The sequence below is a fragment of the Komagataeibacter sp. FNDCR2 genome (assembly GCF_021295395.1).
Lineage (GTDB): Bacteria > Pseudomonadota > Alphaproteobacteria > Acetobacterales > Acetobacteraceae > Komagataeibacter.
This window is the reverse complement of sequence record NZ_JAIWOU010000001.1, coordinates 2,153,516-2,165,709: the sequence shown is the minus strand read 5'-3', so window position 1 is coordinate 2,165,709 and position 12,194 is coordinate 2,153,516. Positions and strand designations below refer to the sequence as shown.

The 12,194-nt window shown below is 63.9% G+C and carries 10 protein-coding genes; 2 read left to right on the top strand and 8 right to left on the bottom strand.

Annotated features, from left to right (window positions below; genetic code table 11):
- Positions 1 to 86: 86 nt before the first annotated feature.
- Together LDL28_RS10275 and xseA are read right to left on the bottom strand one after the other, a co-directional pair.
- Positions 87 to 464 carry a hypothetical protein gene (locus LDL28_RS10275; protein ID WP_370636311.1) on the bottom strand — a complete coding sequence of 126 codons (378 nt, stop codon included), beginning with the start codon at positions 462 to 464 and terminating at the stop codon, positions 87 to 89.
- Between the two features lie 20 nt (positions 465 to 484).
- Entirely contained in the window at positions 485 to 1,945 is a 1,461-nt protein-coding gene (xseA, locus tag LDL28_RS10270; protein ID WP_233058460.1) for an exodeoxyribonuclease VII large subunit, read from the bottom strand.
- A gap of 68 nt (positions 1,946 to 2,013) precedes the next feature.
- Between xseA and purD the strand changes: the two genes are divergently transcribed.
- Both purD and LDL28_RS10260 read left to right on the top strand, forming a co-directional pair.
- Positions 2,014 to 3,294 (top strand): phosphoribosylamine--glycine ligase, encoded by a 1,281-nt coding sequence (purD, locus tag LDL28_RS10265; RefSeq protein ID WP_233059265.1) that lies wholly within the window; start codon positions 2,014 to 2,016, stop codon positions 3,292 to 3,294.
- Between the two features lie 109 nt (positions 3,295 to 3,403).
- Positions 3,404 to 4,801, top strand: coding sequence for an MFS transporter (locus LDL28_RS10260; protein ID WP_233058459.1), 1,398 nt, complete (start codon positions 3,404 to 3,406; stop codon positions 4,799 to 4,801).
- Positions 4,802 to 4,854: 53 nt separating this feature from the next.
- Here the strand turns inward: LDL28_RS10260 and LDL28_RS10255 are convergent, their stop codons facing one another.
- The 6 genes from LDL28_RS10255 to LDL28_RS10230 form a co-directional block, all read right to left on the bottom strand.
- Entirely contained in the window at positions 4,855 to 6,168 is a 1,314-nt protein-coding gene (locus tag LDL28_RS10255) for a nucleobase:cation symporter-2 family protein (protein ID WP_233058458.1), read from the bottom strand.
- 109 nt (positions 6,169 to 6,277) lie between these two features.
- Positions 6,278 to 8,791, bottom strand: a complete 2,514-nt coding sequence (locus LDL28_RS10250; protein ID WP_233058457.1) for a TonB-dependent receptor — start codon at positions 8,789 to 8,791, stop codon at positions 6,278 to 6,280.
- Positions 8,792 to 9,279: 488 nt separating this feature from the next.
- The gene (locus tag LDL28_RS10245) at positions 9,280 to 9,720 is read right to left on the bottom strand and encodes a biopolymer transporter ExbD (protein WP_233058456.1); all 441 of its coding nucleotides are present in this window, start codon (positions 9,718 to 9,720) and stop codon (positions 9,280 to 9,282) included.
- 54 nt (positions 9,721 to 9,774) lie between these two features.
- The gene (locus tag LDL28_RS10240) at positions 9,775 to 10,197 is read right to left on the bottom strand and encodes a biopolymer transporter ExbD (protein WP_233058455.1); all 423 of its coding nucleotides are present in this window, start codon (positions 10,195 to 10,197) and stop codon (positions 9,775 to 9,777) included.
- Between the two features lie 2 nt (positions 10,198 to 10,199).
- A complete protein-coding gene (locus tag LDL28_RS10235) occupies positions 10,200 to 11,270 on the bottom strand; it encodes a MotA/TolQ/ExbB proton channel family protein (RefSeq protein WP_233058454.1) in 1,071 nt (356 codons plus the stop codon).
- Between the two features lie 87 nt (positions 11,271 to 11,357).
- Positions 11,358 to 12,026, bottom strand: coding sequence for an energy transducer TonB (locus LDL28_RS10230; protein WP_233058453.1), 669 nt, complete (start codon positions 12,024 to 12,026; stop codon positions 11,358 to 11,360).
- Between the last annotated feature and the right edge of the window lie 168 nt (positions 12,027 to 12,194).

The window sequence follows — 12,194 nt, the reverse complement described above, 5'->3', positions numbered from 1 at the left end:
TCAACCATCCCGCGGGATGAAGTCAATGAGAATATGCCGCCCGCACCCTTACATGGCGGCATATGACCTATATGTCGCATTGGGGGTCAGCGGCAGACCCGGCGGCTGCCATCGGCCGCGATATAGGTGCCGGTCTGCGCATCGAAACAGGCATTGGCCGCGCAACTGCTGACAACGGGCGTGATATCGGGATGGACCATGGCCCCGATGCTGTTGGCCTCACGCGCGGCATGGCCACATAGCGGCGTATCAGCCGGGGCGGACGGATCGTTTGTCAGCACGATGCCCGGTGGCGGCGCGCCTTCCTCCCCCGTCAGGCCAGGGGCGAAACCCTGCGGCGGGATACGGCCGGGCGTGACCTGCGGCGTGGTCCCGCGCGGTGCGGGCTGATGGGCCGCCTGCCCCGTGCAGCCAGCCAGCAGCACGAAAACAGCGCCGGTAACGGCTGAGGGGATGCGCATCATCACATGTCCTGCCCATGGCATTAGAGATCGAGATCCCCCTGCGCCGGTCGGCCGGGGCGCACGGGGCGGGCCGCGACCTGCCCATCGGCGAAGGTCAGGGTCACCTGTGTGGCCCTGCGCGCCTGTGCGGCATGCGACAGGGGTTTGCCGGCGCGGTCCGTGACCAGTACGTATCCCCGCTCCAGCACCGCCTGCGGCGACAGGGAGGCCAGCCGCCCCCCTTCCCCCGCCAGGCGGCTGGCACATGCCCGCCACTGCGCCACCAGCACGGCGGGCGGCACGCGCAGCCCCTGCAGCATTGCCCCCCGGCGGTGCAGGTAGCCGGTCATCGCCTGCCGGCGGGCGGTATCGACCCGGGCAAGGTCGGCGCGACGCAGGGCCAGGATCATCTGCGGGGCGGGCAGGCGGTCGGACGCGCTGCGCAGGCTGGCGCGCAGGTGACGTATATGCGTGGGCCAGGCCAGATCCAGCCGGTAGCCCCGGTCATCCAGCCGCCGCCGCGCATTTTCCATAACGGCGGGCAGGTCGGGCAGGCCGGACGCCGCCCGGTCCAGACGCGCGCGCAGCAGTTGCAGGCTCCGCCCCAGCCCCCCGCGAAGGCGGGCGTCGCGCTGCGCCAGACCGGCCTCAAGCTCCGCGCGCACCGGCACCGCCAGTTCGGCCGCCGCCGTGGGGGTGGGGGCGCGGCAGTCGGACACGAAATCAATCAGTGTCGTATCCGTTTCGTGGCCGACGGCGGAAATGACGGGAATGCGGCACGCCGCCACCGCACGCAGCACGGCTTCGTCGTTAAAGGCCATGAGGTCTTCCAGCGATCCCCCGCCGCGCGCGACAATCAGCACATCGGGACGCGGCAGGGCGGACGTGCCCCCGATCGCATCGAAACCAGCAATGGCATGGGCGATCCGTTCCGCCGCGCCCTCGCCCTGCACCGGCACCGGCCAGACCAGAACGGGGTGGGGAAAGCGCCGCGCGATCGTGGTGCGTATGTCATGCAGCACCGCGCCCTGCGCCGATGTGACCACCCCGATCACACGCGGCAGGAACGGCAGCGCCTGCTTGCGTCCGGCATCGAACAGCCCTTCCGCCGCCAGCCGCAGCCGCAGGCGCTCGATACGGGCCAGCAGCGCGCCCTCGCCCGCGTATTCCAGCCGGTCGATCACCATCTGGTAGGACGAACGCTCGCCATAGGCGGAAATCTTGCCGGTGGCGACGACTTCAAGCCCGCTTTCCGGTTTTAGCCCCAGCCGCGAGACCGTACCGCGCCATACCACGGCGGAGAGCTTGCCCCCCTCATCCTTGAGCGAGAAATAAAGATGCCCCGAGGGGTAACGCTTGAACTCCGTGATCTCGCCACGCACGCGGATGCGGCCGAACGTGCCTTCAAGCGTACGGCGGATGGCGCCAGAAATTTCGGCAACCGAAAATTCCGGGGTATTGCCGCCCATGGCCGGGCCGGAGTCGGGAAACTGTTCATCCATTCCCCCAAGGTATGATAGAGACGGCCACCCCGAAAGGGCAGAGATGAAAAACGGGAGAAATGAGAGTGATGCGGGTGCTGCTGGTTGGATCGGGCGGACGTGAACATGCCATGGCCACGGCCATCGCGCGCTCCCCCTTACTCGACTCCCTGTTTATCGCGCCGGGCAATCCGGGCACGGCGGCGCTGGGCACGAACTGCGACATACGGGCCGATGACGTGCCGGGCCTGATCGCGCTGGCGAAGCGTGAACGCATCGACCTGATCATTCCCGGCCCGGAAGCCCCGCTGGTGGCGGGCATTGCCGATGCCTGCGCGCAGGCGGGCATTGCCTGCGCCGGCCCCACGCAGGCCGCCGCCGCGCTGGAGGGCAGCAAGACCTTCACCAAGGAAGTGTGTGACGCGGCGGGCATTCCCACCGCGCGCTGGGCGCGGTTCGACGCGGCGGGTCCGGCGCTGGATTACGTGCGCCGCCACGGCGCGCCCGTGGTGGTCAAGGCCGATGGGCTGGCGGCGGGCAAGGGCGTGGTCGTGGCGCTGAATCTGGCACAGGCCGAGCAGGCGATTACCGACATGATGACCGAGGGCACGCTGGGGCAGGCGGGCCAGAGCGTCGTGATCGAGGACTGCCTGATGGGCGATGAAGTCTCGCTGTTCGCCTTCTGCGCGGGGGAGACGGCGGTACTCATCGGCGCGGCGCAGGACCACAAGCGTATTGGCGATAACGACACCGGCCCCAATACCGGCGGCATGGGCGCGGTCTCGCCCCCCGCCGGTTTCGACCGCGCGCGGCAGGAAGCGGCGCTCGACGTGCTGGTGCGCCCCATGCTGCGCGAGATGGCGCGGCGCGGCACGCCGTTTACCGGCATCATCTTCGCGGGTCTCATGCTGACACAGGACGGCCCGCAACTGATCGAATACAACGTCCGCCTGGGCGACCCGGAGGCGCAGGCACTGCTGATCCGCCTGCAAAGCGACCTGCTGGCGGCGCTGGCCGCCGTGGCGGCGGGCCGGCTTGACCGGACGGATATCCGCTTTTCCACCCAGTCCTCGATCAGCGTGGTCATGGCGGCGCGCGGCTACCCCGGCAAGCCCGTTACGGGTGGCGTGATCCGCAACATCGAAGCCGCCGAGGCGCTGTCGGATGTGCATGTGTTCCAGGCGGGCACGAAGCTGGACAGCCGGGGCGAGATCGTTGCCGCCGGCGGGCGGGTGCTGAGTGTCTGCGCGACGGGAGACACGCTGGCCCAGGCGCGTGAACGCGCCTATGCGGCGGTGAAGGTGATCGACTGGCCCGATGGCATCTACCGCCACGACATCGGCCAGCGCGCCCTGTCGGCGCGGGACTGACCCCACTGCGCACGCTTTCCCGCATGAACCGACGGGACAGCGTGCGGCGGCCTGCCGATACCGTTCCCCACGCAGAACATAGCGCCCCCCGTCCGAAAAGCCTGTAGCCATGCCCCCCCAGTCAAAACCTGTCCTGATCGAAGGCGAAGGCCTGCACGGTGCGGCCCGCGCCCGGGCCATGACGGCGGTGGCGTTGTCCGTGCTGCTGGCGTTGCTGGATTACGCCATCGCCAATGTGGCGCTGCCGACCATTGCCGATGACATCCATGTCTCGCCCGCCTCGGCTGTGTGGATTGTCAATTCCTACCAGCTTGCCAGCGTGGTCTCCCTGCTGCCCATGGCGGCCCTTGGCACGCGCATCGGATTCGCGCGGCTGTGCCAGATCGGGCTGGCGCTGTTCACTGTGGCTTCCGTGTTCTGTGCGCTGTCGCACACGCTGCTTGCCCTGTCGCTGGCGCGCGCGGTGCAGGGCGTGGGGGGCGCATGCATCATGAGCGTCAGCATCGCGCTGATCCGCTTCATCTATCCGCACGCCATCATCGGGCGCGGGATCGCGCTCAACGGCGTGATGGTGGCGCTGGGCGTGGGGGCGGGGCCGACCGTCGCCTCGGTCATCCTGTCCTGCGCCACATGGCCGTGGCTGTTCCTGATCAACATTCCGCTGGGTCTTACGGCGCTCGTTCTGGCGCTGGTGTCGCTGCCGCGCACGCCCGTCAATCCGGGTTCCTTCGACGCGCCAAGCGCGCTGCTCAACGTACTGGCCTTCGGCGCGCTGATCATGGCGGGGGATTCCGTGGCGCACCATGCCGGGAGTGGCCGGGTCGTGGTGCTGGTCGTGACCGGACTGGCCGCGGGCTGGCTGCTGGTGCGCCGCCAGCATGGGCAGGCGCATCCCATGTTCCCGCTCGACATGCTGCGCATCCGCGCCTTCCGCATGGGAACGGTGGTCGGGTTTTCCGGCTTTGTCGCCTCGAACCTGTTCATGGTCTCGTTCCCGTTTACGCTCCAGTCGCTGTTTCACTACCCGGCGGCCATCGTCGGCCTGCTCATGACACCGTGGCCGGTCGGCATCATGGCGGTCGCCCCGCTTATCAGCCGGCTGGCGGACCGGGTCTCGGCGGCCATCCTGTCATCGGTCGGGCTGTTCGTGACCGGAATCGGGTTTCTGGCCCTCTATTTCCTGCCGCCCGCGCCCGGCTGGTTCGACATCGCGTGGCGCATTACGATAGCGGGCATGGGATTTGGCATTTTCCAGCCGCCCAACAACCGTATCATGATGGTCACGGCCCCGCCCGGGCGCTCGGGCAGCGCATCGGGCATGATCCAGATCGCACGGCAGTGCGGACAGGCCACCGGGGCCATGTGCGTCGCCATGGTCTTTGGCCTGATCACGCATGATGCGGAGCGCAGTTGCCTTGCCTTCGGCTCGGCCGCCGCCTTCGTGGGCATGCTGTGCAGCGCCATCCGGCTGATCCAGCCGGGTTCAGCCCCGCGCGCGACACGTTAAGGGCTGCCTGAAAAACCTAAGGAAGTTTTTGGTGAGGCTTTTTTCACGACGCTTCAGGAAACGTCGCCGGGCTTCTCATCGCCCACCAGCAGGTTAAGCAGCACGCCGGACAGGATGCACAGCAGCACGCCATTGCCCAGCAGGAGCCGCCACAGCCCGGCCAGATGGGTAAACAGGTCCGGGCACGCCATGGGCAGCACACCCAGCCCGATGGACACGGCGGCGATCAGCCCGTTGCGCGTCCCCTCGAAACGGACATGCAGCAGTTCGCGCACGCCACCGATCGTGGTCATGCCGAACATGACCAGCCCGCAGCCGCCCAGTACCGGGGGTGGGAGGGCTGCGATCAGCGCGCCCAGCTTGGGAAACAGCCCCAGCCCGATCATGACCACGCCCGCCGCCGCCACGACAAAGCGGCTGCGGATATCGGTTATGGCGATCAGGCCGGTATTTTGCGTAAAGGCGTTATAGGGAAAGCTGTTGAACAGGCCGCCAAGGATGGTGGACAGGCCATCGGCCCGCAGCGCGCCCGCTATGGTGGCATCGGTTACCGGCATATCGACCACCCGCCCGATCGCAAGGCAGTTGCCGGTGGTTTCCGCCACAATGATGACCATGCTGAGAAGCATGATGACCACCGGCATGACATGGAATTCCGGCAGGCCGAACGCAAAGGGCGTGCTGATGGCGAACCAGGGCGCATCCGCCACCATGCCGTAATGCCCCATGCCGCACAGCGCGGCCAGGATACTGCCCGCCAGCAGCCCGACCAGTACGCTGATATTGGCCAAAAACCCCTTGCCCCATGCCTGTACCGCCACGGTGATGAGAATGGTGGCGAAGGCCAGCGCCAGATTCGCGACACTACCGAACCCCGGCGTGCCGGGCGCGCCCCCGCCACCGATCCACCGCCCCGCCACCGGCACCAGCGTCAGCCCGATAATGGTGATGAGACAGCCGATCACCACCGGCGGGAAAAACCGCATGAGCCGCGCCATGACCGGGGCCAGAAGCACCATGGCCACGCCCGCGCCGATGACCGCGCCAAAAACCGAACGCACCCCGTAGATCTGCCCGATCAGCAGCATGGACGCCAGCATGGCGAAGGATGACCCCTGCACGATGGGCAGGCGCGAGCCGAATTTCCAGAACCCCACACTCTGCACGATCGTGGCGATGCCTGATGTCATGAGCCCGCAATTGATCAGCAGCACCGTCTGCGTAGTGGACAGATGCATGGCGGCGGCGAAGATAAGCGGCACCGCCACCGTGCCCGCATACATGACCAGCGCGTGCTGGAGGCCAAAGGCGAACAGCATGCCCGCAGGCAGCATTTCATCAACCGGGTGTGTTGTGCCCGTTGTCACGATCCATTTCCCCAGGCTACAGGTCCGCGCCCACCATATGAACGCGACGGCACCGACGCAAAGAACCCCGCCTTTGGACAAAGGCGGGGTTCCCCATGCGTGAGAGTGATCAGAAGGAAGTGGAGACCGTGCCCGTCATGGTGAAGCGCGGTTCGACCATGAAGGAGTTGCCTTCAGTCAAACGGCCGTTGGCGGCACCGTAGAACACGGGCCAGGTCGACCCGCCCTGCTGGCCACCGTGATAGATCGCACCCATCGCACCCGTCCGGACGATGGAACCCGTCAGGTTGGTGAAGTTCAGGCGGAAGGTCGGCGACTTCGCATACATGAACGGCTTGAAGTGATAGCCAAGCGACAGGGTATCCGTCACGTAACCGGGGATACGCTCGCTGTTGTCAAGCGCCACGGACTGTGCGCCGGTGTAGTGCACGCTGCCGTTGGCGAAGAAGCCCTTGTACTTATAGGTCAGGCCGAAGTTCGCCATGATGCGCGGCGCCATGATCGCCTGCTTGCCCTTCGCGGCATAGGTAATGCCGGAGTTGGGGTCCGTAACATTCGAATCCTGTGTCGCGTGCAGGTATTCAAACGATGCATACGGGCTGAAACCATGGAACGGACGGGTCGCGATCATGGCGTCGAAGCCGCGCATGGTCTGGTTGCCCGCCTCGATCGGCATGTACTGATTGGCGCCGATATAGGTATCCATGATGCGGTTGGTCACATTGTAGTTGAACAGTGACAGATCAAACATCACGTATTTGTCGTGGTAACGGTAGCCCAGTTCTTCCTTGATGGAATACTGGTTCTTCAGCATCTTGGAATATTGCGGGTCCAGCCAGCCCAGATCGGTCGCGCTCGGCTCACGATAGTCGCCTTCCGCGTTGATGTAGATCTGGTGGTGATCGTTAAAGGTATAGCCGATCGACAGTTGCGGCAGCGGCTCGGTGGTATTGGCGCCCATCCGGCCGGAAGCCGTGCCGTTCTTGCCATAGACCCATGACCCGGTATTGGGGTTGGAGGTCCAGCCCTTATCCCACGCATCGGACATGACAAACTTGAAGCCTGCGTGAATCTGCAGCTTGTCGTTGAAATATTTGGCCGTGTCCTGAATGAACAGGGCATGCAGTTCGTAGCCCGCATTCACGCCAGTCGTGCCAAACCCCGTCTGCTGATAGGATGCCCAGTTCGGGCTGGGGTTCGCACCATTAGCCATCGTGTAGCTGGTGGGATAATTCTGGATGGTCTGGTTGTTTTCGTACCAGTAGCCAAACGACAGGTAGTTGTGCTGGTCGAGATGGCGTCCCATCTTCGCCACGACACCAACCTGACGCGCTTCATTTTCCAGGAAGTAGGCGGTCGAGTTATTCTGGCCCTGCTTCACATCCCAGTACGGACTGCCGTTGCTGTTGTAGCCCGACGGGGTCGTATAAGGCGTGCCGTTACCCGGCGAACCATCCCAGCCCTGACCAAAGCTGAAATAGGGCTGCAGGTCGAACGTGAACTTCGCGGGCAGCACGACATGGATCGGCGCCGTCAGGAAGATCTGGTTCCAGTGGTCGTTATTGTTCTTCCAGTAGTTGTCACTGGTCGGGTCGGAGTTGCGGCCGTAGCCGGTGCCGTTGTGCTTGTATGCCTCGAACGCCTGGCTGTCGGGATAGGCGTCAATCGTGAAGTCTTCGTAGTTCCATGAAACGAACAGCCGTGCATTGGACCCGTTGGCCCAATCCTTCTGCAGCCCGAAATCGATGTGCTTACGCGAGTTGATGCCCGAACCCATCCATGAACGTGAATGCGTGTTGGAGAACGAGAAGTAGCTACGTACGCCGGTATTGCCGATGTCACCCGATTCAAGGCGGATGAACTCACGCGACATGTTGTTCGTCCCGTAGGAGAAGTCCGTCATGCCGCCGAATTTGTGCGATGCCGTGTGGGAACGCTCGCTCAGCACACCGCCGGCAGCGGACATGACCGGCAGGTCGGTGCCCGAGCTGCCGGGCGTGACTTCCACGCTCTCGAGGTTTTCGGAATCGATGTCTTCGTTGAGGTATTTGGCAGCCGCCGCAGGCGCGCCGTCCAGCATAAGCCCCATATCCAGATCGGTCAGGCCACGGGTCTGGATCTGACCACCTTCCATGCCCGAAGGATCGGGCGTGGTCACGTTCATACTGGGCAGGTTCTTGACCAGATCAAGCGCGGTGCTGGTCGGGTTGCGCATTTCGATAAACTGCTTGCTCACGGTCTGGACCGCATGGGGCGCCGTTTCCAGCCGCATCATGCCGCCGCCGCCATCATTCGCGTGCCGCGAGGACGCGACATGAATCTCTTCAGGGTCCTGATGGTTGACTACACCCGCGGACTGCGCCGTGGCCGGTTTTGCGGCGGTGGTGTGCTTTGGCGCCGTAGCGACACGCTTGGCGGGGGCATGCTGCTGCGTCTGGTCAGGCGTCGCCGCCTGCGCCCAGCCATCGGCCCCCGTGGCGATACAGACCGTGCCAACCAGGCAGGACATGGCACGCAGGCGCGCTTTCAGCCCCGGCATGCCCAGCCCCGCAAGACCGGTGCGACCGCCCGCGTTCCGTACCTGGCGTTTCACCACGCTATAAATATCCCGGCCCGTCTTCATTCATTCCCCCGCAAATCTGTCTGCGCCCCGATATTCCGGCGGCCCTACGATTTTCCAGTGGCAGCCATCCCCGTCTGCCTTGACTACCCGCAGGTCCCGTCGTGTTCCGGTCATGCCGAGGTAGTTACGGAACCTGAACATTCCGCATATATGTTGACTTAAGAAATACATATGCGCCCGGAAAGTTTAAAAAATGCAACACGCTGTTTATCTATTTGACAACACCGGGTCACACACCCAGTCCCCACAACATATCTTACTGATAAATAACGATTCTATTTGTTTTTGATAATGGGTTTCATAACGTATTGACACAGAACAGCCACCAACAATGTAGGTTTTGTGTCTTTGATGCCACAGCAGTCACAGCCTGCCGTGCCTGAAAAAAAGGCATTATTGCCCATGGCCCGCGGCATAAAAAAACGGCCTCTCCCGAAGGAGAGGCCGTTTTGATTGACCAGACTGTAACTTATTCAGAAATACACAGCTTACTGCGCATCCATGAACTGATCGCTCCCCACGATCCCGAGCTTGCTCACGCCAAGCCGCTGCGCATCGGCCAGTACCCGCGCCACGACCTTGTAGCTGGCCAGACGGTCCGGATGGATGTGCATTTCGGGCTGGACCGGCTGCGCCGCCGCTTCGGTAAACCGGGCCTGGAGGGCCGCATCATCGGGAACGGGTTCGCCATTCCAGGTAATGGTGTTGTCGAAATCAATCGCCACCGTATCCACCACCGGCTCCGGCTGGGCCTGTGACGGCGGGGGGTTGCCCTGCGGCAGGTCGATCGAAACTGAATGTGTCTGAAGCGGAATGGTGATGATCAGCATGATCAACAGCACCAGCATGACGTCAATCAGGGGCGTGGTATTGATATCGACAATACCTTCATCCTCTGTCGTGCTGTTTGAGCCGACATTCATGCCCATGGTGTCTACTCTCCCGAAATTGGCCGGGGGATGAACCCCGGCCGGGACTGGATATCAGCCGTGCGGCTGTTCGGTAATGAAATCGATGTGGACGATACCCGCCTGCTGACAGGCCGCGATGATCCGGCCCACGCCTTCGTAATGCGCGGCCTGGTCCCCACGGATCTGGATCTGTGGCTGCGGGTTTTCCACCGCCACATGTTCCAGATGGGATTCGAGATCGGCATAGCTGGTGAGCGGCGTCTCGTTCCAGTATGTCTGACCCGTTGGCGTCACCGCGACGACGATGTTGTTCTGCAACGTCCGGGTGGGCTGGTTGGCATCCATCGGCAGGCTGACCTTGATGGTATGCGTCGCAACGGGGATGGTGATCAGGAAGATGATCAGCAGCACCAGCATGACGTCGACAAGCGGTGTGGTGTTGATGGCCGACACCACCTCGTCTTCATCGTCGCCACCTCCAACTTGCATACCCATGATCAGGCCACCCGGTTATCGATAGTCGTTGTGGTCGGGGAGCTGTCGGGATGGATGGTGATGTCGCCACCATGACGATACCCGCCCATCAGGATCGACTGCACATCGGCCGCGAAGTTGCGGATGCGGTCCATCGCACCCTTGTTGCGGCGCACCAGCAGGTTGTAGCCCAGCACCGCCGGCACCGCGGTGCCAAGGCCGATGGCGGTCATGATCAGGGATTCACCCACCGGACCGGCCACCTTGTCGATCGAGGCCTGACCCGCGATGCCGATGGCCGTCAGCGCGTGGTAGATACCCCAGACCGTGCCGAACAGACCCACGAACGGCGAGGTGGACCCCACCGTGCCAAGGAAGGCAAGCCCGCCCTGCAGCTTGGTCTGGATCACGTCAACCGAACGCTGGATGGACATGGTGGTCCAGGAATGCAGGTCGATGGATTCCTGCATCGTGCCTTCATGGTGTTCGGCGGCCTTGACGCCCGTATCGGCAATGTAGCGGAACGGGGAGTTGACGGGCAGGGCGGCGGCGCCGTCCTTGATGGAGCCCTTGGTCCAGAAATCGCTGACCACCTGCTTCGCGGCGGCCATGACGCGGGCCTGCTCGAAGAACTTGGTGATCATGATGTACCACGTGCCAAGCGACATGAAGACCATGATCAGCAGCACGCCACGGGCGATGAAGTCACCATTGGCCCACAGGGCGCCCAGACCGTAGGGGTTGCCCTCCGGCGCCTTGGGGGCGTCGGCCGGTGGGGTGGCGTCCGCCGCCGGGGCGGGAGCGGGTGCCGGGGCTTCAGCCGGAGCCGCCGGGGCCGGGGCCGCATCCGTGGGCGCCGGGGTGGCGTCAGACGGCGCAGTGGCCTGCACGGGCGGGGCGTCGGTGCCCGGTGCGGGGGTGGCGGGGGCGCCGGAGCCATCGGTCGTGGGCGCGGAAACCGCCGGTGCCGTGGCCGCATCGTTCGCGGCCGGGGCGGCGTCCTGCGCCAGGGCTGCGAGCGGAGAGGCAGCACACAACATGGCGGCGAACGCAGCCGAGGCAACAAGAGTATGTTTACGATGCAGTCTGATCATTTAACCAAAATCCTCTGGAGCAGGATGTTTTTTCCGAGGCGACGGGGTGCTGCCGGCCCCCGCCGCGCCTGACCTTGATACTCAGGCTCAGTCGTTCAGACTGAACGTGATCGTGTAGAGATGGTGATATTCCTTGACGGGCACACCATTTTTGACCGCCGGTGCGTAACGCGAGCGGCGCACCGCCTTCAGGGCGGCTTCGGCAAAGGCGTCACCGCCCTTTACGCTGACCACCTGGCAGTTGCTGGTCACACCTGTCGCCTCAACGTCGCAGGCGACCGAAACGATGCCTTCGCGGCCTTCTTCCGACATTTCTTCCGGATATTCCGGCACCACATGGTTCAGCGGCGACGTACCGGCCGAGTGATCGGCAACCGGCGGCGCGTTGGATACCGCCGCATCGGACGGCGGCGCGGCCTTCGCGGGCGGCATCGCCTTTGGCGGCTTGGTATGCGTCACGTGCATCGGCGGCGGCGGCGCGGGCACCTGAATCTTCGGTGGCGGAATGTACGGCGGCGGCTGCTGCGTGATTTCCGGCGGTGGCGGCGGTGGTGGTGGTGGCGGCGGTGGTGGCGGGGGTTCCTTTATCATCCGCACCTGCACCGGCGGGCGTGCCGGTGCTTTCGGCGCCTCCGGCGGTGAGTGCAGGCCATACAGGAGCGCCATCACCAGTGCCGCTTCGAACACAAGGACAATGGCGAAAATTATCACCTTTTGTAGTGTATTGTCACTCTGTTCCGCATACGTCATACCCATACCTCACTCAGAACGGCATAGTTTTTAGGAAGGATTATTACAAAATTATTCTGGATGTTCTGATTTCACTAAAGTTTACTTTGGGAGTATGACCAGTTGCTACGAAACGACTGTTGCGATCCGCCTTTTTCTCCCCGGCCTGGCCCCACGGCACGATGATCGCTTCCC